The sequence below is a fragment of the Alcaligenes sp. CHO6 genome (assembly GCF_037120595.1).
In the GTDB taxonomy this organism is placed as follows: Bacteria; Pseudomonadota; Gammaproteobacteria; order Burkholderiales; family Burkholderiaceae_B; genus Alcaligenes; species Alcaligenes ammonioxydans.
In genome coordinates this window covers 445245-466624 of record NZ_JBANCI010000001.1, presented here as the reverse complement: position 1 = coordinate 466624, position 21380 = coordinate 445245, and the positions used below count along the sequence as shown (strand labels likewise).

Below are 21380 nucleotides of genomic sequence, written 5' to 3'. Positions count from 1 at the left end.
TAGCCGCCGTGATGGCTGGTTGCGCCTTTACGCCGCCAGCCCCACCACAACCAGCTGACTCGCCACGAGTCCCGGTCAATCTCACGGCCCCTCTGTCCAGCGGAGGTAGCCATGAGTAAAAAGCTCCGAACCATCGACGTCGCTGAAGAGCTGGAAAAGAGCCGGGGGCTGGAACGTGACTTGAAGACCGAACTGATTTCGAGTCGTCGTCGAGCTCATCGACTCAATATTTTTCTTGGCGTTTTGGCATTTGCAGGCGTCGTTGCCGTAGCAGGCTTAACCCCTTTGAAAGAGCCAGCAAAACCGCACATCATCCGTGTCAATGACACAACCGGTGCCATTGAACACATCACAAGCCTGGGCGATACCCCTGAAAGTTATGGTGAACGCATCGACAAGTATTTTCTGAATACCTACGTCCTTAATTGCGAAGGCTATAACTGGTACACCATCCAAGCGCAGTTTGACACCTGCGCTCTGCTTTCTTCACCGCCCATACAGGCCCAATACGGCAAGCGATTTGAGGGTCCTAACGCTCCTACTGAGCGACTTGGCCAGCTTTCAAATCTGGATGTTGAAGTTCACTCGATCACGATGGGCGCCAATCAAACCGCTACGGTTCGATTTAGTACCGCTCAACGGGACGTCAGCTCCGGCCGCAATGAAAAAGAGCATCACCAGATTGCCACCGTCGCATACGAATACCTCCAGGTGCCCTTAAGCGAATCGGTTGCTCGACGCAACCCTCTCGGCTTTCAAGTTATCCGCTACGACTTAGCCGCAGACCTTTCACGTTAACCCCCTTTGAAGGAGTACCCATGAACCGATTTGCCAAAACGGCATTTGCGGTGGCACTGGCGTGCCTGGTCGCTACGCCTGCACTCGCCCTAGATCTGCCCAAACAAGCAGGCACTGACCACCGGATACGCTACGCCAACTACGACCCTCACAATGTCACCCAGCTCGATTCCGTGATCGGTGTGGGAACAATGATCGAGTTAGAAGAAGGCGAAAACTATCTCTTTCATGTCTTCGGTGACAGTGAAGCCTATGAATTTACCGAATACACCAATCATCTGTTTCTCAAGCCTGTGGTTGATCAAGCTGATACCAACTTGATCGTAGTCACTGACCGCCGGAACTATACCTTCCGAATCGAGTACCACAACGAGCGGGAGACAAAACAGGCCCTCTATAAATTGATCATGCGCTATCCCGACAGTGAAGCGATAGAAGCGCGCCAACAGCAGCATGAACAAACCGTTCAAGCCGCATTTTCTCAAGTAGGTCTTCCAGTGAACTGGCAAGCATATTCTAAGAGTGGCGACCTTGATTTGGCCCCGATACACGCCTGGGATGACGGCTATCAAACCTGGATGCAGTTTGCACCAACCGCCGAAATCCCCGCCATTTATCGAGTCACTGAAGATGGCCAAGAAGTGCTCACGAATTACCACATGGCCGATCACAGAACGATGGTGCTACATCGCACTAGCGCACGTTGGCATATTCGGCTCGGAGGCAATGTAGTCGCAATCCATAACGCCGCATTTAAACAAACACCTACAAAGCCACATACAGGAACAGCCTCTCCCTCTGTCGAGCGTATCGTCCATGGTGTTAAACCGCTTTCCCTGCCCTCCTCTTCTGCTGGCCCTGCCGCCACCGCCTATCCGGCTCAACCGGCTTACGATCCGCAAGCTTTTGAACTGGGCCCCGAACACATAGAACAAAAGGACGGCAAAACGCTCATGACCTTCAGCTCAAACCGTCTGCCAATCGTCCAACCAGTCAATGAGCAGGGGCAAGCATACGCCGCAACCACCACCATTCGGCCTGGGAACATATTGCTCATCGATAGCAATGCGGATGCCTGGCAAGCACAGAGCCGTGGTTTGACTCACATTTTCAAAACGGAGGAGTATTTGAAATGAGCCTCAACCAAACCAACTCACATGACGTTGATGATCGGGGGCCAAGCGACACCGGAAGTACGCGTCGCCCCTTGCCTCCGGGTGCCCGTGGCTTTCTGTGGCTCTGCCTCGTGATCGGTATCTGCATCATTGCAATCGTCATCTGGAACATGACAGGCACTCGTGCTGAAGCCCCTGTTGAGAATGCAGACCCTACCACCAGTGGCATCAGCAACCTGCTTCGATTACCTGAGCTAAAGGCGCAGCCAACTCCTACACCTGCGTCTAAGCCAGATACCTCTACGGCTGATACATCATCCCAAGAGCAAACTGGCGCTATCACGTTGCCCATGATTCCCAACCTGATCAATGGTGTTGATGCTCGACGGCTACGCAGTCCGCTACGCGCTCAGAACAATGAACAGGGGCAACAGCACACACAACAGAACGTCGGGACCTCGGTAACGGCTCAAGATGATGCCGGTCCATTAGCGAGTCAGTTACGCCCGTTAGAGCTTGCTCCTTCTGTGGCGGGACAACTAGGGAATCGTAATTTCTTGATTACCCAAGGCACGATGATCGATTGCGTCATGCAAACTCGATTAGTTACCGCGCAGGCAGGAATGCTGACCTGCAACGCTACCCAAAACGTCATGAGTGCGAACGGGAAAGTCGTCCTTATTGATGCTGGAACCAAGTTTGTTGGTTATCAAAGCGGTGGCATCGAACAGGGTCAACCACGTGCATTTGTGACATGGCACCGCCTTGAAACACCCAGTGGCGTCATTCTTAACCTCGGCTCCCCTGGGACAGGCCCATTGGGTGAGGCGGGCGTTGACGGCGCCATTGATCACCACTTTTGGGATCGCTTGGGCAATGCCATTTTGCTCAGTCTCCTGGGCGACTTAGGCAATTGGGCCTCTAACCAAGGAAACAAGGGAGACGGAAATATCAGGTTTGATAACACCCGTGAGGGTGGCCAAGAAGTCGTTGCCAAGATTTTGGAGCACTCACTGGATATTTCCCCCACCTTGTATAAGAACCAGGGCGAACGAGTCGGAATCATGGTCGCCCGCGACTTGGACTTCAGTAAAGTTTATGACCTCAAACCCACCAATTACCGTCAATAGTGTGGACCGAGGGATTGCGGTTCGGGCAGCCTTACGGCCACTCGAACCGTATCTTAAAGACCCCACTATTTCAGAACTTGCGATTGTGCGCCCCTACTCCGTATTTGTGCGTCAGCACGGAGCCTGGCATGAGCACGAGTGCATGCCTTTGACCTTATCTAGCTTAGAGGGTCTATCGCTCTCACTGTCTGTGTATAACGGCTTGGCACCAGCCCCCATCATGTCGGTCATACTGCCTGACGGAGAACGGGGACAAATCGTACAAACTCCGGGATGCCTGGATAACACCATGGCAATTAATATCCGCAAGCACACCCAGCTAGTCAAAACACTGGATGAGCTGGAAGCAGAAGGCGCTTTCAATGAAGTTTGTGACAGCCTGGATCTACTCGACGAAGGCGGTCTTACACCGACTGATCACCTCCTACTTCAACTAAAAAACGAAGGTCAAATTGCACGTTTTCTGCATGAGGCAGTTCAGGCTCGCCGCAACATCATCGTTGCGGGCAAGACCGGCTCTGGGAAAACAACCTTTGCCCGCTCCTTAATAGAACGTGTGCCACTAGAGGAACGCATCATCACGATTGAGGATGTCCATGAACTCATCCTCCCCAACCACAGAAACTTGGTACACATGCTCTATGGCGGTAGCAACGGCCGGGTGACAGCGACCGACTGTGTTGCGGCATGTATGCGCCTATCACCTGACAGGATATTTCTGGCCGAATTACGTGGTGGTGAAGCCTGGGAGTATTTGGTTGCTCTCAATACGGGGCACCCAGGATCCATTTCAACGACACACGCAAATAGCTCACTGGACACCTACGACCGCCTGGCCTCATTGATCAAACAATCGCCGACTGGCGGCCAGCTAGATCTGGCGACCATACAGGCCTTCCTGCGAAATACAGTCGATATCGTCTTGTTTTTTGATCGTTTCAAACTACGTGAGATTTTCTATCAACCACGCCGTCGAGACCTGAGCCCCTGATTGGAGGAAATCGATATGAATGAACCCTATGAAGGCATTGGCTTCGCCGTCTATTCCTACAACTTGATGGCCGAGGTCTACAACGACGGCCGAGCGGAACGAAAAAACCTGGAGCAAATCGCATCCGACATTGATGCCAGCTACCCGTGGGATGAGCGGTACGGTTGGCGCTACAAAGAATGGCTACGCGCCCGACGAGAGTTCTTTGAGGAACATGGGCTACCAGGTCTTCAACCGCGTCGTAGTCTCAAACTGAACAACGAGTTCGCAACGTATCGCTAAACGACATCGTTTCCCCCTTTGTTAATCCAATGACCGCCTCATGCGTTGTTCGCATGCGGCGGTTGTCTTATTGAACGGCACCGGGGCGCACCTCATCGACAAGGCCGTCCTGTGCCTATATGCCATCAGGACCATCATGTCTTTGCCAAACCAACGCGCCAATCAACGACTGAATACGGCTTTACATCGCTTGACGGAAACAGCCAAGCAAACTCAGGCGACGGCAGCCACCTGCGAACCGGACAAGCCCGTCTTCAAACGTATTTTCATACCCGGAATCAACGAATACACACGGGCGATGCCCAACTACATCGCGCGTAGTAGCGTTTTCGCACCCATAGCGCGAGGCCATCGCAAAATGCACGATGACGTTGAGTTCCTACGCAACGAACGAGTTGTGATCAAAGGCTCTGGCAAACAGTTGTGCGAGGATCATGCCGATGTATGGATGCATGCAATGTATCTGCAAATCACATGCCCATCTGGCCAACGTCCCGTAGCCAATCGTGCTGATTTTTTACGGGTGCTCGGCAGAAACACGAGTGGCGCTAGCTATCAATGGCTGCACAATACGATGAAAGACTTGGCTCGATTCACACTATCGATCGAGGCAACAAGACCTAACGGAATCTTGAAATACAGCTTTGGCAACCATCCTTCTAGTCGAGTCCTAGCCATGTTAGGTGGCTTTGATTATGACGATGAGCTCAATGAATACACGCTATATGTAGACCCACGCTGGACGCAGATTTTTGGCAACCGTGAATTTACTTTGATCGATTGGAATACCCGGTTAAACATGCGCTATGCGCTGTCCAAAAGCCTACAACGCTTGATTGGCACCTCAAAGGATGTGGAACAGCGTTATAGCCTGCAAATTCTCAAAGAACGCGCCCAGTACACTGGCCGGATGCGTGATTTCAAACCAGCTCTGGAGCGAGCAATCAATGAGTTGGCCGAACTCGGACTCATCCTTTCACCGCGTATCGAAACAAGTCGACGCGGGGTGGAACAGGCAGTCTGGAATCGGGTCAGTGATGAACCTCAATCAGCCTAAAAGCTAATCTTAATTAGCCCTCTAACATCGTAATAGCATCGCGCTTGCCTGCCATTTTGTCGCCGAAATAGGCCTGTGGGTAACTCATTCAAAGCATCGTAATAGCATCGCGCCCCATCGTAATAGCGTCGCGCTTTATCGTAATAGCATCGCGCTTTATCGTAATAGCGTCGCGGTTACATTTCTGAACGCCTTTATCCATGCGGGTTTCAGAGCCTCTGTTACACCTCTACCTTCTTTCTACCTTCTTTCTACCATATAGGGCTGTGGATAACTCCATGGCTACATTCAAAAAAAGTTACATTTCAGAAACATTCATCTCTTGCCCACTTTCTCTGCCAGCAACGCCTGACGCTGTAATCGAAGTTCGTATCACGTCAGTCCCCCACGCTGGTGGCGTGGGGGAAAGGTAGACCCCCAAAAAACATTGGTCCCCACCCTGACGGGCGGGGATGGATGTACCCCTTGGCCGCGGAACCCCTGCCGGGTTCCCTGTCCAGTCCGCCCAAGGTCGGACTGCGGCCTCGACCCTTCCCCGTGGGCTTTGCCCCCCACGCCCGTATCCGGGCGCGGCTCCCCCTGCGCGGCGCTGCCGCGCTTCTGTCTTCAACGTGGAAAGTGGCATTTGCTTTCCAGCACAACCAGGAACCCAACCCATGCAAGTTGACCAATTCGTCGAGCAATTTCGTCGAGCATTAGCCGATGCTGACCCGCGAGCCACGGTCACAGCACGCGTTCGTTTACTGCTGCCGATCATCGAAATGCGGCTGGCCAACGGCTCGTCATATGCCGCGGTCGTCGAAGATTTGAACGCGGCAGGAATCCCGATTTCGCATTCCTTTTTTTCTAAAGCCTTATGGCGCCTGCGTCAGTCTAAGAAACCTCACACATCCACAACCGAGGCTCCAATTTTGACCCAGCCCTCCCATAGCGTGGCAGCACCGCCTATCACGTCAACCACTCCGGTCCTTCGCACCGAAGCGGTGCAAGGCCGTCCCAATTCCATCGAATCACCCGCTGACTTGCACAAATTCCGCGAGATAAACGTTGACCTGGATGCGCTGCGAGAGGAAGGCCGCGCTATGCGTGCCGGGCCTAAATCCTCTTAAACCCATTGATTCACATTCACAACCTGAAGGAACACCATCATGAAAATCGCTGTTTTGAACTACACCGGCTCGGTCGGTAAAACCGTCGTGGCATCTCACCTGCTGGCCCCGCGCTTGAATCATGCACAGATTTTCGCTATCGAATCGACCAATGAAACGGCGGGCGATCTTGGACTGGATGTAGACCAGCTACGCGGGGTGCAATTTGGCAAATTGTTCCGTGATTTGCTCACCCTGGACGACGCCATCGTAGACGTCGGGGCATCAAATATTGAAGAGTTTTTGGCGCATATGTTGCGTTACGACTTGTCCCACGAAGAAATTGACCAATTCGTGTTACCAGTCGTCCCAACGGGCAAAGCGCAGCGAGAAACCATCAAGACCGTTGCCGCCTTGAGCGGTCTAGGGGTGCCTGCACATCGCATTCGCGTGTTGTTCAATCGTGTAGAAAGCGATGTGGATGAAGAGTTTCTGGCGCTACTGACTTACGCCAAGAAAACCGGTGAATTCATCGCCAATCCCAATGCCGTCATTTTCGAGAATGAAGTGTTCGAGCTTCTGGCCGATAAACGCACAACCATCGCATCGATACTTGCCGATCAGACCGACTACCGCCAGCAGTTGCGTGAAGCGGACCCGAAAGACCGCAAACGCATCTCTCACCTGTCGGATATGCATGCGTTAAAAGCACTAGCTCGCCCGGTAGATCGTCAGCTTCACCGTGCATTTCAGGCCTTATTCGAGGAGCTGCTACCTGCCACCAACGGGGCTTCGCATGAGTGAGGAAAAAACAGCGCGGACAAAGTTGGATCTGTTGTACCAGGAGACTCTGGGTGATGTGGCGAGGCTGATCGAACGCACAGAACGCGTCAACGACAAACTGCGTGAAACCGCCACCGCGCTACTGGCCGGTATTGAAGCCTTTTCCGCTGCCAATGCGCAGTTACAAGCCTTGCCCGAGGACTTGGCAAACACACTAGGGGCCGTGCTCGATCGCGCCAGCATGGATCTAACTGATCAAGTCGTACACAACGTGCAAAGCAGCCTGTCACCTATTCGCGCTGAGTTGAAGCTGATCAGTGCGGACACCTCTCGATATGCAAGATTTGCACATATCTCAGCACGCAAGATGACCATCCTGGCATTGGTCGTTGGGACCAGTGCGGGAGCTGGAGTCACCACCCTCTTGTTGCGTTTTCTTGCTTCATAAAAACGTCTGTACCCCACGCCCTGGAGCTAATCCCCTGGGCGTGTTTTTTCAAGGATTTTTTATGTCACCGATTACGAGACGACGCTTGTCAGTTTTGATGATTACTGCATTCCCGCTTCTGGCATGGATCACAGCCGCGAGTTTGGCCAGCGGGATTGCGGTTAATCATTGGGATGCCCGCACAGCCTGGCATCTACTGACGGCAACAGCTCAGTACCCCGTTCTCTATATCCCCCCTGCCATTGGATTCGCCTTGTCATTGGTTGGCGTCATTGCGCTGAGCAAAATGTTTAAACGCACGGCGGGCTTTGAAGGCGACCGTTTCACACGTCATATCCGGGGCACGAAAGTCGTCCCTATTGCCAAGCTACGTTCGCAATGCACAGACCGAGTAAACCGACAGGTGGATGTGGCTTCTGTGCCGATGCCCGTCAAAGTTGAAAACCTTCATACCCTTATCGGAGGGGCTACTGGCAGTGGTAAATCCGTGGTGCTACGCAGAATGGCCAAGTCCGTGAGAAAGCGTGGGGACCGAATGTTTGTGATCGACCCCGATGGCGATTTGCTCAGCAAGTTTTGGAAGCCAGGCGACATCATCCTCAATCCGTACGATGCTCGCTCACCTGGCTGGGCATTCTTCAATGAAATTCGAGCTGAGTACGATTGGAAACGGCTGTCCCATTCAATGGTGCCAATGAGCCAAGACAAGAGTGCAGAAGAATGGAACGATTACGGACGTCTATTGCTACGCGAGACCGCTAAAAAGCTCTATACCGTCACGCCTGACAGGGCAGATATCGATGAGCTATTTCGGCTATGTACGATTGAAGACCCTGCCAAGCTCAAGAGCTACCTGGAAGGCACATTGGCTGAATCGCTGTTTGTCGGTTCATCTGAGGCCAGTAAAGCCCTTTCAAGTGCTCGTTTTGTCCTGTCGAACAAGCTGTCCGAGCACACCAGCATGAAATCCGGCTCATTCTCTATTCGTGACTGGATTGACGATCCCAACGGTGGGAATTTGTTCATCAACTGGCGCGAAGACATGGTGACTGCAATGAAACCATTGGTCTCCTCTTGGGCTGATGTGTTCATTACGGCTGTCCTGTCATTACCCGAAGATGCAAAACGACGCTGGTGGTTGTATATCGATGAGTTGGCCAGCCTGGATGCCCTTCCCTCATTGGAGGATGGGCTAACCAAGGGCCGTAAAAAAGGCTTGCGTATCGTCGCTGGCCTGCAAAGCACGTCCCAACTGGACTACATCTACGGCGAGAAGAAGGCTCAAACGATTCGCGCCAGTTTTCGTAACCTGCTGGTACTGGGCGGGTCTCGCACTGACCATGAAACGGCTGAGGATCTGAGCAAGAGCCTGGGCGAGCATGAAGTAGAGCGTCATAAATACAGCGTCTCTCGCTCCGTGGGTGATCGCAATACCAATGATCAAAATACGCCGGTCACAGAGCGGGTGGTCACTGCTGCGCAGATTCAAGCCTTTGATGACTTAAGCGGCTATGTCGCTTTTGCCGGTAAGTACCCGATTTCACGGTTCAAGTTGCAGTTTGAACCCTTTCCTCAAGTCATTGAGCCGTTCATTGAATCGAGTCAACTCAAACGTATTCCACGTTCAACACAAGACACGGCTGCCGCTTAGTAACGTCCTTCCCTTGTCTTGTCAGTAGGAAACACATCATGATTACCAAAGAGGTTTTACATCGCTCTGGGGCCGCCAAGCATTCACACTACTATGGCGACCAGGCCGATGACTACTACAGCCGTGACGGCCAGGCCGCCATCTGGCAAGGCAAGGGCGCCGAGATGCTTGGCGCATCCGGCGTGGTCGATACTAAACGTTTTCATGCGATGTTGCGCGGTGAGTTCGGCCATGGTGTCAATGCGGGCAACAGCATTCGTCACGACTCACAGGCCCGCTCAGGCCTGGATCTGACGATCTCCGCGCCCAAAAGTGTTTCATTGCAAGCCTTGATCGGTGGTGATGAGCGCATCATTCTCGCACATGACCGCGCTGTGGAACGTGCATTGGCCTATGCAGAGCAGCATTTCGCGCAGTCACGCCAAACCATCCGTGGTAAATCGCAAGTGGAAAACACCGGCAATTTGATCATCAGTAAATTTCGACACGAAACGGCCAGAGCCACGGATAATTCCCCACCAGATCCACAGCTTCACACCCATGCCGTCATCTTGAATCTGACCCAGCGCAAGGACGGCAGTTGGGCCGCGCTGAATAATGATTTACTGGTTCAGTCCCGCCCGCTCCTGGACTCGATCTACATGGCTGAATTGGCCAAAGAGTTAACAGCCATCGGCTACGATCTGCGCTTTGAAAAGAATCACATCGAACTGGCACATATCTCACGTGACCAGATCGAGCACTTTAGTAAGCGCAGTGCGCAAATGCACCAGCGCCTAGCCGATGTGGGCATGGACGGTCACACCGCCTCTCATGCGCAACGTCAGATGGCTGTTCTAGCCACACGCAAGGCCAAAACCCAGGAGTTCACCCGCGACCAGCTTCAAGCGGACTGGACAACACAGGCCAAGGACATTGGCATCGACTTCCAAAGCAATCTGCACGCCTCCAAAGAACGCGCCAAGGATCTGGCCAGCCTGACACGTCACTCACCTGAGCCCGAAGCGCGTCAGCGCATTGCCGATACCGCAATGATCTGGGCCATCAAACACTTGGCAGAACGCGAAACCGTTATGAGCCAGTCCGCATTGCTCAGTCACGCACTACTCCATGGGGAAGGTGCTGTTAGTGCAGAACAATTGCGGCAGTCTTTAAACCGATTGGTCGAGCAAAACAAGCTGGTGGCCAGGGCCTTCCATTACCTTAGTAGCTCTAACCATGAAGCTAAACCGCGCACCCGTCAGGCTTGGGCGCAAGAGCTTGTCCAATTGCGAGGGATCACTCAAGAAATAGCCCTGCAGCAAGTTGATAAAGCCATTGATGTCGGTCGGCTAACACCCACCGAACCACTCTTTGCGACCCAGACGGCATTGCGCAGTGAACGCGATATCGTATCCATGATGCACGCGGGACGTGACAAGGTAACGCCGGTGCTCGCACGTGATCAATTACACGCAGAGTTAGCCGACACCACCCTCACTCCTGGCCAACACAATGCCATCGAACTGATGCTGTCAGGCCAAGACCAGGTAGTGGGTGTGCAAGGATTGGCCGGAACGGGAAAATCATTCGCACTACAAGAAACCAAGGCTTTATTAGAGGCACGTGGATATCGCATGATCGCCCTGGCTCCTTACGGTGCACAGGTCGCCAATCTGCGCCAGGACGGCATTGAAGCGAACACGGTCGCCTCAATGACAACGGCCACCGAGACCGAACGCCTGGACAGCAAGCTGGGGGGAAAAACGGTCGTCGTCATTGACGAGGCGGGGGTTATTCCAGTGCGTGAGATGCAAAAGTTGCTACACCGATTGCAGCCCAGTGGTGCTCGCATCGTGTTGCTCGGGGACACTGGCCAGACAAAGGCTGTCGAGGCCGGTCGAGCGTTTGCACTGCTGCAAGAGCAAGGCATGAAAACCGCCCTCATGGGTGATATTCAGCGCCAGAAAAGTAACACGCTTAAACAAGCGGTCGAACTGGCTGCTGTTGGCAAAGCCAGCGCATCGCTCAAAGTCCTGGAAGATCATGTCGTTCAGATTGATGATCGCATCACAAAAAGGGATGACGGCACCCAGATACGCGATAGCAGTCCTCGCTATGAAGCCATCGCACGTGAGTACGTCAACTTGTCCGATACCGCACAAGCCAATACGCTTATTGTCACTGGGACCAACCACTCTCGTCAGGCCTTGAATCAACGCGTGCATGAGCTTCGAGGTCTGAGCGGCAAAGGACGGCCATACCGCCTGCTCACCCGACACGACACTACCCGAGCTGAGCGCCGCTGCGCCAAGTACTACACAATCGGTGATATCGTCCAGCCCGAGCGCGATTACAAGAACGGGATGAAACGTGGCCAACTGTATGAGGTGGTCGAATGCAACCGCGCCACCGATAGGCTGATCGTTTTACCCCTGCGCCCCGATCCTGGCCAGGAAGCTCAACCCATTGAAGTGATCCCGAAAACGATGAGTACCTTATCGGTCTACCATCAGCACACCGCTGAAGTGTCTGTGGGTGACATGGTTCGGGTCACTCGCAACAATGCCGAGCTCGACCTGGCCAACGGCGAACGCTACGAAGTGCTCGGTATTGCCGAGGACTCGGTGACCATTGCCGCCAATGGCCGAGCCGTCACCTTGTCTGCTGATCAACCCTTGCACCTGGATCATGCCTACGCAACGACGGCCCACAGTGCCCAGGGACTGACCTGCGATCGCGTGTTCTACAACGCAGAAAGTTTTTCGCGCACGACCGCCCAGGACACTTATTACGTGAGCATTTCACGTGAACGGCATGAGGTCACCGTCTTCACGGATAACGCCACGTCGCTCCCCAAGGCAGTCAATCGAAAGGCCTACAAAGGGCTGGCTCATGACTTGCTGGCCACCCGCAACAAGGCCAAGTCACACACACTTGACCACACGAAACCAGAGAAACAGCATGCCGAGCTGGAGATTTGAAGAGTTTGACAATTTATTGCCAAGGGTTTGTCAATGATCTGTCTATTGATAGACCATGATTTGTCTATTACTTGTCCAGTCAGTGGGTGCTAATAGTCTAACGATTGTCCATAAACTGGTAATTGGCTTGTTCTTAGCTCATGTCTACACGTCAAAGCACCACATCTGTACCCCATTGAAATGGTGTATTTACTGGCTTACTGATGATTCTGTTGCTCTATTTGTTCCACACTGCCTAAAGTAGCCAACCTCTTGAAAGCCCGCATTCATGCGGCTTTCGGCACCCCCGCAGGGGTGCGTCCTGTGTGAGACCTTAAGGGCCACAAAGAGCGCCAGCTCATTGAGGGACTTTTGGTCTCTTGCCTGGTCCCCAGACCAGGCGGCGTCACCCTAATGGGGCCCCGGCTACGCCGGGGAAATTCACGCTATCCCACCCACTCCGACTTAGCCGCTGCTATTAGACAGCACGGCCAGATTGTCACGCCTTCATCACTCTGGTGAAGGCTTCACCATGCAGTTCAAAAACTGCGCGTAATAGGAGATTCACAACGATGGAACAGAAATTCAACAACAAGGATGACAGTACCAAGCACAAATCAATAGATGATTTTGAGCGGCGGGGACAAGCTGAAAAGTCGCGTGCTGCTGAACAGCAAAAGCGAACACGTGTCTTGAATGGTCCCCGATTATTTCGTGACGTGATGATCAAGCTGGGACTCCAGCGAAAACCGGCTGAGCGTGAGCACATCAATACAAAAGCGTTTGAAGCCAGTGTGTCATTAGAGCGACTCACGTCTATCGACCATGACCATGAAAGAGAGGAGCAGCAAAGCTTTGAACCCTCCGTCTCTAACCATCTCGAAGAAACAGCGGAATTTGAAGCCTATATGCGTGGCTTAGAAGCAGGTGAAAATGCTCAAGAACTGGGCGCTGAGGATCTGAAAGATCCTGATGTAGTCGAAGGCTACATCAGAGGACTTGAAATTCATATAAGTGATCTACGCTTTGCAAGAGACATTGATGGCTTTGAAGTGCCTGATGCCGATTTTGAGCGTGCTGAACAGCTCTGGAAACCAGCTTACGAGCAAAGTCTAGTAAACATGAATCAGCGGGATTTGGAGATCAAGTCAGACGGGCCGGAACTAGACCGCTAAGCCCAACCGGGCGATAAAAGCAACAAAGGCCACCGAGTGGTGGCCTTTGTTGCCTAGCGAGAACGTGTGACTAGCGAGAATGTGAAATATCGTTTTCCAGCAGCATCCGAACATAACGAGTATAGGGAATACCCTTGCTAGCTGCCTTGGCTTTCACCGCAGATAAGAGCGCGGATGGAATACGCATGTTCAACGCTGCTTCCTTCTTGGCGAATTCAAACTTCATTGGCTTGAAGCCGGACAAATCGTATTCCGACAGATCAGCATCTGTCACAAATTTTTCGGCTTCCGCATCACTGCGTAACGATGGTAGAGGCTTACGTTTTCTGTTCATAATGATCGATCTCCTTCTGATGCATGAAACGTGCGCTGATGGGTCGCAATTTAGTTTGGCTACCTACCTTGCGAAACATAAACACCAAAAACACATACCGGCCAGCAACAGTTTTTCCGATAGCCCTCATGCGCGGCTCATCAGGAAATGGATCGGGCATAACAGCAGGGCCACCCAAGAAAACCTGCTCAATTTCCTCGCGAGTAACACCGTGCTTGCCGCACTTGGGCCAGTTGCCATCATCCCAGTCAAGTCCATGTATTTCCATACAATTAATATACACCTATGCCTACACAAACGCAAAACAAAGCCCTGTAAGAGCAGGGCCTTGTAATCCCTAGCGACCGCCAGAACAGTATGTATCTCAGAACGGAATATCGTCTGTCATATCCGCCAAATTATCCGATGCTGGCGGTGCCTCGGGCTTTGCTTTCTTGCCCGCTTGCTTAGCTGGACGTTTGCCTGCTGGCTTGCCTTGCGGTTGTGGCTCAGGCGCTCCGCTGACGTCCTCACTACCACGCCCACCACCAAGCATCTGCATTTCCTCGGCGATAATTTCCGTAGTGAAACGTTCTTGCCCGTCCTGACCCGTCCATTTACGGGTACGCAAACGACCTTCTACGTAGACGGGACGGCCTTTACGCAGGTACTCACCCGCAATTTCAGCCAAACGGTTGTAGAACACGACACGATGCCATTCCGTTTCCTCGCGCTTCTCGCCCGAGGTACGGTCTTTCCACTGCGAAGTCGTGGCAATGGAAATATTGCAGATAGCAGCCCCTTCCGCGCTATAGCGTACTTCGGGGTCACGTCCAAGGTTTCCCACCAAAATCACTTTGTTTACCGATGCCATGATGACTGCTCCCAAAAAATCAACTCACAAAAGAATTTACCGCTGACCGGGATCGAAGATTGCGAGCCCGATTTGTAGATATGTATTGCGTTCTACATTTCGGCTTGCGGTGTATGCCGCCGGTCTCGTTAGTTCGTCGCCCTTGCCGTGCCGAACCATGCAAGGACAAACGGAAAGGGATCGTGGAATAAATAGGGAGCGAAGCGAGCGGTTTATGCCGCGAAAGCCCTTGGAGTGCGGGCCTGGAGTGGTACGGTCGGCGTTGTTGGGGCGACGAACTGACGAGATCGGATTCGCGGTAGCCCAGTAATGAGAGGACGCAACACAGCCGCGCGGCGAGCGCCTTCTGTGCGCAGCACACTAACTTGGCTGGCATGACCTACAGCAATGCCTTACCATAAGTACGCTAATTACTTGAAATTGCTCGAGACTTCATAGCTGAACCGGCGAAGCAAAAGAAACTGGCCTACTCGTGGCAGGCCAACAATGGCCGCCAGGCTCGGCGGCCGCTTAATGATCAGTCAATTAGCCGAAAGATCGCAGAGCTTTCATGATGATCTGCAGCGAACTCACTTAGCGCGTAGTACCGTTCAATTAGTCCCTCGTTACCCCCTGCATTAATCAGTGTATTTAGGGCGAAGAGCGTAGCCACGATACCAGCTGCTCCTGCACTGATGCGTTCGTCGGACCAGTTTATCGCCCAGGTTAGATGCATGATTTCAGACGAGTCCGGAGCCATAAACATGGCACCGTTTGAAGTTTTGAAAAACCTCCACATACCGCCGTTGTATTTGTCGCACAATTTGCGCATCCATGTATACACATATGACTCTGCGTACCAAAAATGCTGTTCGCCAAAAAGCTGAACTGTGAAGTGATCTTTTGCGATACCGGTAACTTCGGTTGCGATCATTGGTGCTGTCTGTGCCATTTGTTATTGCTCCTAAGTGCAGGGCGGTATTGCCCGGCCTCCTAGGGCCATGCAGCAGCGCAGCAATCAAGCATGGCGTTAGCCACGGCCTTTGGCCGCAAGGGCCGCCTCAGCGGCACGCAGTCCTTGATTGCGAGAACTGCGTGGCACAATCGCCGAAACAGCAAGACAGCCCACCGTGGGATTAGAGACGATGTCGTTAAGAGAGCTGCCAGAGACCAGCAACACCACCGAAGACAGGCAGCAAATCGAAACAACGCTGCCAGAGCCGTCAAACCCACAGTCCTAGCGAGCAAATCGCGGAGATCCAGTAGGGTCGGAAAAGTGAGAGCCCACTACCCGAAGGGCCAAAATACATTCAAAAAACAAAAAAGGAGAAATGTTTATAATGATTTTTCCGTTTTTTTTTAAAAAGGGTATATGGTGGCTAATTTTCTAATTAAAATTAATGATTGGCTGATGATCGCACTCGTGGTAATTATGGCAATTATTGGCACATTTATGATGCCTATACTCGGAACGATCGCTGGAATCGTGACTGGCGCAATCATCGGTGGCTTCTGGTTCGTACTTTCTGGGATCTACCAGAACGGAAAAAGAACCGTTGAACTACTAGAGCGAAAAACACTGAACTAGTTTTTCGGATCTACAAGGATGGGGGCTGTTTTTTATAACGCATTTACATAAGTACGAATTGTGTAGTGCGCTTTCTCGCGAATACCGCTCCCTTCCTATTCGTCCTGACCCCATACACCAATGTGAACCACCAGGTAGGACAGTTACCTTTAGTTTTCTCAGTCCATCGTTCTTTCCACGCCGGAGCCTTAGCAAGCGCAGCCCGCTGACCCTATAGGGTCGAAGGTGTGAAGGATCGTTACCCGAAGGGCTGAAACCCGTAGGGGTTCAGTGGAGCCGCATGCGGCGGAGTAGAGCTTGGCCCGCTTGGTGGGCACACTCATCTAACCAGATTGGTTAGGCTAAACGGCTCACTTTCGATGGTATACAAAACCATATGATATAAAAACTATATCATCATGACTGGCATTGGCTCTGCTAGACCGGCTATTTCATGAATTTTATCAATGCTGTAATGGCAGCCCGTAAAGATGGGAAAGGCTGGAGCATCATGGGCCAGTAGCCAAAACGAACGAGTCATCCCATTGGTAAATCGAATACCAGCACGACTCCCCCATTCCAGATAACTCACCTCAGCAAGCGGAACCGGATTTTCAATGCCATGCTTGAACCCAATGACGGCTTCATGAAACTTATAGTCTGCAGGCATATAGCGACGCAACTTACATGAGTCGTCCAGCCCTGGTCCTGCCTGTAGCCATCCAATATTAAACTTGAGCGCGTCCACAAGGATCACATAGCCATCGCCCGTGGAATATGGGCTACGCATATAGACATCCTCTCGCCCAGGCACATTGATACGCCAAGCGGGATGCCTGCTATGCCCCGCGATCAGCTCAGGCAATGATGGCTGACCGCGCCGCTTCGATAGCTGGCGCAATCGTTTGATTTGTATAGGTTTCAATTTAACCCGACAGCATGTGTCAGATCATGAATGTCGCAGTTCGACTCCTTGCAGTCATTTGATAACGCCTGAGTTGAGCCGCGTCGGCTTGCATAAATTGTTATGCCGTTAGCCCTGCAAATTAGAAAGGTTAATGACAAGAACCTTGCCCTTGATTCCTAGCTCCGTTAGATGGTTCTGCATCCCCCCTACAGGGAGCGGCTGGCCTTTGCGGCACTCGCAAATAGAACGAACTACCTCACCTATACCTTGCTTCTGGGCTGCCAGTAAAGTCGTTAACTCGGTGTCAGCCCATGGCGCTGTCTGAGTTCTTGCAGACGAAATGGCGAAAGCGTCTGCGTGCCAAACACATGATGAACCGTACTCTGGGAAGTACGGATTAGGGCCATAAGGCTCTTCCGAGTAGAACATCTCCCAGACTGCTGATCCAGAGAGGGCGTTTTGTCGATTTAGCTGACTATCAAAGTGAGATTTTCCGGTGCTTTTTTGCAGCGAATCCCAGCAGTTCGCGTGAGTGCTTAAGCGTGGCCACTTTGCTTCAAAAAGGCCCACTTTGAAGATATCTCTATTGCGGAAAATTATACAGGCGTCCGTTCCGGTACTGCGTTCAACTGCAGGTGTAAGAACTTGCGTGTGCGCCACCAAATCTGGAATAGCCCTGCTATTGATCTCGCGACGGAGCGCGCCGGTAAAATTCGATGTGTAGTCGTTTTCAGTGACTACAAATCCATTGATTAAGTCTGCACGAACCAGGCGATCTGCCCACTCTGCGCATCCTACGACTTCATCAATAATACTAGATGGAGCGAGCATGAAGCCTCCTTGCGGCATAACTAGATTTATACGACAACAAAAAAATGTTCGTTGTTCTTATAAAAATGAATCTATCTGCAATTTTGAGAGTAAGCAATCACAAGCAAACTTCTTAGGCAAACCAAAATTTTTGGGATAAAAGCTTGTTGAGAGTAGTGCTACGACCGATGATTGAATGACTGCTGATGGCTGAACTCAACCCTTAACTGTAACCTCAAGTCGGGACCAAATAAATTCAGCCACCTGAATTTCAGTCCAACCAAGGCTTTTAAAGTGGCTTTCAACTTGATCGGCAAAATCATCAAAAGTCATATCCCTTCCTTTAAGCAGTTAAAAATAAAGCGGTAAGAACTTAGATAAGCTGTTTCATCGCCCAGGTGCTACCCCATAGTGGGGTAGCATCTCCTGTAATCAATTTTGTTTAATCACCATAATTGATGGGAGCCAATCAGTCCCTGCAAGAGCTTTCTCTGCCGCGTCAATCGCCTCTTTTTTCTTCATCCGCACCAATGGTGCGGCTTGCTCGGGCGAAGCCCCTTCTGATACCACTTCCACCAACCGGTCTTTTGAAACGTGGCTTAAGTAGGCTTCCCCCGTAGCACGCCACCACTCAGGCATCTGGATGTTCAACAATTCGGCCAGTTGATCAAGCGCGTTCGCCTTGCTGGACTCTTGGTGCTGGATACCCTGTACAGTGGTCGCCACCAAGTAGGCCAAGAGTTCAAGCAGTGTCTCGGTATCCTGGCTCAGCGCCCAGGCCAATTCGCCACCATCGCTACCTGGAGTAATCACATCACCCCAATGCTGTTCGGTACGCGCTAACTCTTGACCAGCGCGGCTCTCCTGAAAGTCTGGCGCGTCTGCTGCCAAGGGCTCGCAACTGGTCGAAATACCCAAACCAAAACCACCGTGACGGTAATAGCCAGCGCCATAATGACGACGCGCCAGTTGAGCGACCAGTACAGCCAAAGCCACATTAGGATTGTTGGCCAGGGCGGCTTGCACAATGGCCGTTTTGTTAGCAGTCAACTGGCGTACTAAGCGTTCAGAATGCGTTGGGCGGGTCTTCACTGCTGGCAGGGAAACACGCCCTACTCCCTCAGCGTCTTGTTGCTGCTCCTGAACTTGCGCACGATCTTCTGGACGAATCAAGCCTTCAACTATGTCCAGTACACCTTGATAATCCAGACGAACAATGCAACCTGCTACTTTTTTCTGGCTGTCGGTATAGGCTTCACACTGGTCTTCAACCGCGCGGATTTGCTCTTGCAGCTCGTCAAGCTGCTGATTCAATGCTTCCCATTCATCTTCATCAGCCTTTTCTTCCTCGTCTTCAAGAATCGCTATGTCATGCATCAGCAATTTTTCTTGGGTTTGCAACTTGGCAACCGTCGCCTGCTGCTCCGGAGTCAGATCAACCGGCTCTGGATAAACACGACCATAGCGACTGCTGACTGGCTCAGTATCAAGCGTCACTTCTGCCCAAGCCCAACCCTCTGTTGTCAAACTAGCCGCTGTTTCTTGCAACTTGCTGAGCGCCAGTTGATCGACTAACGCTCTATCAGTTAAATAGATGCCGTTCAGGTCATTTTCATCGGCAAACAAATCTCGCGTAACGCCGCCGCCAGCCGCTTGATAAGTGTCTAGGCCGATAAAATGCACAAGCCGGTGATTCGCTTTCATGGCCTCTTCAATCATGCTGCGGATAACACGGGGATTTTTTCTGTCCCACATATCCAGATTGGAATACACCTGCACTTGACGCTCTTGATTGTCCGTCATTGCATACGCCATCAACGCATCCAGTGGCAATTCATTGTCACGATATGCCTGCATCAATATTGGCGCCACTAGACCCAACTGCAAGCGACGTCGCACAACGGTTGCCGTGACACCGAATGCGGCAGCCACATCTTCAATGGTTTTACCTTGACTAATCAGTTCAGCGAACGCTTCAAACTCGTCTGCCGGGTGCATCTGCTCACGCTGCACGTTCTCAGTAATCGACACAAGCAGGGCATTTTCTTCATCGTAGAGATTGCCAGCGACTAACTGCCCTTCCGGCCAACGCCCATCGTCCAACAAATGATGGATTGCCTGCAAACGCCGTCCCCCTGCAATAACCTCATGGAAACCACGTTTTTTGCTTTTGACCACAGCCAGGGCATGAAGCAAGCCGATAGCCGCAATCGAGTCAGCCAGTTGAGGCAACGGTGTCTGACTTGCAGTTTTGCGAGCTTGATACTGCTCCGAAACGATCAGTTTGCGCGGGTCGAGCTCAATAGCCTTATGTTTCATGGTGCTTACTCCCTCTGAATCAATGAACAGTCGAATTGCCAGCTACAGGCAATGACTCAGAAAGAAGCGCGGACAATCGTCCCAACTGGGCAACGGTCAACGCTGGTAAACGAAAGGGTGTTGCGGTCGCATGGGCCTCTCGCCACTCCTGGGCTAATTTGATAAGATCAACTTGCATTACGTGAACTCCTTCAAGGTTGTGTGATGCCTGCCCCTGCTTCGGTCGTACCCGAACAGGGGCTTCTTTATGCAATGTGTATATAGAAAAACCCAACGAACACAGCGCATTCGGGCAAGGTTGATGACTGGCCCCAATCGTCACTGTTTTTTGGACCGAAACGAGAGTCTTGCCAGTCATGGCCAGAACTAGAAAGAACAGTTCCATTTGGATTGACTACATAGTGAATTTCGGTAATTTCATCACCGTCTTTCACGGTTACGCTGTACCCCTTAAGCCGAGTTTTCTGTGCTGGCATGAATCACCCCTATAAACATTCCAAGGATTTACCGCTGACCGGGATCGAAGATTCCGAGCCCGATTTGTAGATATGTGTTGCGTTCTACATGTCGGCTTGCGGTGTGTGCCGCCGGTCTCGTTAGTTCGTCGCCCTTGCTGTGCCGAACCATGCAAGGACAAACGGAAAGGGATCGTGGAATAAATAGGGAGCGAAGCGAGCGGTTTATGCCGCGAAAGCCCTTGGAGTGCGGGCCTGGAGTGGTACGGTCGGCGTTGTTGGGGCGACGGACTGACGAGACCAGATTCGCGGTAGCCCAGTGATGAGAGGACGCACCACAGCCGCGCGGCGAGCGCCTTTTGTGCGCAGCACACTAACTAGGCCGCAATACGGCCCTGGCAAGCGAAGCATGCAGGCCCAGTACGGCCGAATGTATGAAGGATAATTACCCGTAGTGCTGAAACTCTTAGGGGTGAAGTGGGCCCTTGCAGCACAATAAAACTTTGCCCGCCAAGCATGCAAACTCTACGCCTAACGACATGAACTACGAAACGCCAGCAGAACGATTTCATCAATCTGTTGCATTGACCGGTTGAGTCCAAGGCCGAATTCGGCCATCCGGCTTTGGCTAGAATCAGCTATGAACGGTCGATTGGCGATAGCGATTTCATTGACAGTTTTGGTCCGTCGATCCTA

General features: G+C 52.0%; 19 protein-coding genes. 12 read left to right on the top strand and 7 right to left on the bottom strand.

What is annotated here, in order from left to right; genetic code table 11:
* Nucleotides 1–111: 111 nt before the first annotated feature.
* From V6936_RS02110 to V6936_RS02055, 12 genes are all read left to right on the top strand, one after another.
* On the top strand, nucleotides 112–798 hold the full coding sequence (locus V6936_RS02110) for a virB8 family protein (RefSeq protein WP_336579315.1): 687 nt from the start codon (nucleotides 112–114) through the stop codon (nucleotides 796–798).
* A gap of 20 nt (nucleotides 799–818) precedes the next feature.
* On the top strand, nucleotides 819–1934 hold the full coding sequence (locus V6936_RS02105; RefSeq protein WP_336579314.1) for a TrbG/VirB9 family P-type conjugative transfer protein: 1116 nt from the start codon (nucleotides 819–821) through the stop codon (nucleotides 1932–1934).
* On the top strand, nucleotides 1931–3043 hold the full coding sequence (gene virB10, locus V6936_RS02100) for a type IV secretion system protein VirB10 (RefSeq protein WP_336579313.1): 1113 nt from the start codon (nucleotides 1931–1933) through the stop codon (nucleotides 3041–3043). The genes V6936_RS02105 and virB10 overlap by 4 nt, the downstream gene beginning before the upstream one ends.
* A complete protein-coding gene (virB11, locus tag V6936_RS02095) occupies nucleotides 3012–4034 on the top strand; it encodes a P-type DNA transfer ATPase VirB11 (protein ID WP_336579312.1) in 1023 nt (340 codons plus the stop codon). The genes virB10 and virB11 overlap by 32 nt, the downstream gene beginning before the upstream one ends.
* 15 nt (nucleotides 4035–4049) lie before the next feature.
* Nucleotides 4050–4316 carry a hypothetical protein gene (locus tag V6936_RS02090; protein WP_336579311.1) on the top strand — a complete coding sequence of 89 codons (267 nt, stop codon included), beginning with the start codon at nucleotides 4050–4052 and terminating at the stop codon, nucleotides 4314–4316.
* A 136-nt stretch (nucleotides 4317–4452) separates the two neighbouring features.
* On the top strand, nucleotides 4453–5373 hold the full coding sequence (locus V6936_RS02085) for a TrfA (RefSeq protein WP_336579310.1): 921 nt from the start codon (nucleotides 4453–4455) through the stop codon (nucleotides 5371–5373).
* A gap of 656 nt (nucleotides 5374–6029) precedes the next feature.
* Nucleotides 6030–6482 carry a hypothetical protein gene (locus V6936_RS02080; RefSeq protein WP_336579309.1) on the top strand — a complete coding sequence of 151 codons (453 nt, stop codon included), beginning with the start codon at nucleotides 6030–6032 and terminating at the stop codon, nucleotides 6480–6482.
* Nucleotides 6483–6521: 39 nt separating this feature from the next.
* The gene (gene stbB, locus V6936_RS02075; RefSeq protein WP_125276614.1) at nucleotides 6522–7265 is read left to right on the top strand and encodes a StbB family protein; all 744 of its coding nucleotides are present in this window, start codon (nucleotides 6522–6524) and stop codon (nucleotides 7263–7265) included.
* Nucleotides 7258–7692: a hypothetical protein gene (locus V6936_RS02070; protein ID WP_336579308.1), complete on the top strand. Its 435-nt coding sequence runs from the start codon at nucleotides 7258–7260 to the stop codon at nucleotides 7690–7692. The genes stbB and V6936_RS02070 overlap by 8 nt, the downstream gene beginning before the upstream one ends.
* A 61-nt stretch (nucleotides 7693–7753) precedes the next feature.
* Nucleotides 7754–9343 carry a helicase HerA-like domain-containing protein gene (locus V6936_RS02065; protein WP_336579307.1) on the top strand — a complete coding sequence of 530 codons (1590 nt, stop codon included), beginning with the start codon at nucleotides 7754–7756 and terminating at the stop codon, nucleotides 9341–9343.
* Nucleotides 9344–9381: 38 nt separating this feature from the next.
* Nucleotides 9382–12306, top strand: a complete 2925-nt coding sequence (gene mobF, locus V6936_RS02060; RefSeq protein WP_336579305.1) for a MobF family relaxase — start codon at nucleotides 9382–9384, stop codon at nucleotides 12304–12306.
* Nucleotides 12307–12857: 551 nt separating this feature from the next.
* Nucleotides 12858–13460, top strand: a complete 603-nt coding sequence (locus tag V6936_RS02055) for a hypothetical protein (protein WP_336579303.1) — start codon at nucleotides 12858–12860, stop codon at nucleotides 13458–13460.
* Between the two features lie 70 nt (nucleotides 13461–13530).
* On the opposite strand, the gene V6936_RS02050 is transcribed toward V6936_RS02055, so the two are convergent.
* The 7 genes from V6936_RS02050 to V6936_RS02020 form a co-directional block, all read right to left on the bottom strand.
* Nucleotides 13531–13794: a BrnA antitoxin family protein gene (locus tag V6936_RS02050; protein ID WP_094197172.1), complete on the bottom strand. Its 264-nt coding sequence runs from the start codon at nucleotides 13792–13794 to the stop codon at nucleotides 13531–13533.
* Nucleotides 13778–14062, bottom strand: coding sequence for a BrnT family toxin (locus V6936_RS02045; protein WP_094197173.1), 285 nt, complete (start codon nucleotides 14060–14062; stop codon nucleotides 13778–13780). The genes V6936_RS02050 and V6936_RS02045 overlap by 17 nt, the downstream gene beginning before the upstream one ends.
* Before the next feature lie 96 nt (nucleotides 14063–14158).
* On the bottom strand, nucleotides 14159–14647 hold the full coding sequence (gene ssb, locus V6936_RS02040) for a single-stranded DNA-binding protein (protein ID WP_336579302.1): 489 nt from the start codon (nucleotides 14645–14647) through the stop codon (nucleotides 14159–14161).
* A 517-nt stretch (nucleotides 14648–15164) separates the two neighbouring features.
* On the bottom strand, nucleotides 15165–15578 hold the full coding sequence (locus V6936_RS02035) for an antirestriction protein (RefSeq protein ID WP_336579301.1): 414 nt from the start codon (nucleotides 15576–15578) through the stop codon (nucleotides 15165–15167).
* 1024 nt (nucleotides 15579–16602) lie between these two features.
* Nucleotides 16603–16983: a plasmid fertility inhibition factor family protein gene (locus V6936_RS02030; protein WP_336579300.1), complete on the bottom strand. Its 381-nt coding sequence runs from the start codon at nucleotides 16981–16983 to the stop codon at nucleotides 16603–16605.
* A 243-nt stretch (nucleotides 16984–17226) separates the two neighbouring features.
* Complete coding sequence (locus V6936_RS02025) at nucleotides 17227–17931, bottom strand: hypothetical protein (RefSeq protein ID WP_336579299.1); 705 nt, start codon at nucleotides 17929–17931, stop codon at nucleotides 17227–17229.
* Between the two features lie 411 nt (nucleotides 17932–18342).
* Entirely contained in the window at nucleotides 18343–20229 is a 1887-nt protein-coding gene (locus tag V6936_RS02020) for a ParB/RepB/Spo0J family partition protein (protein ID WP_336579298.1), read from the bottom strand.
* Nucleotides 20230–21380: the final 1151 nt, after the last annotated feature.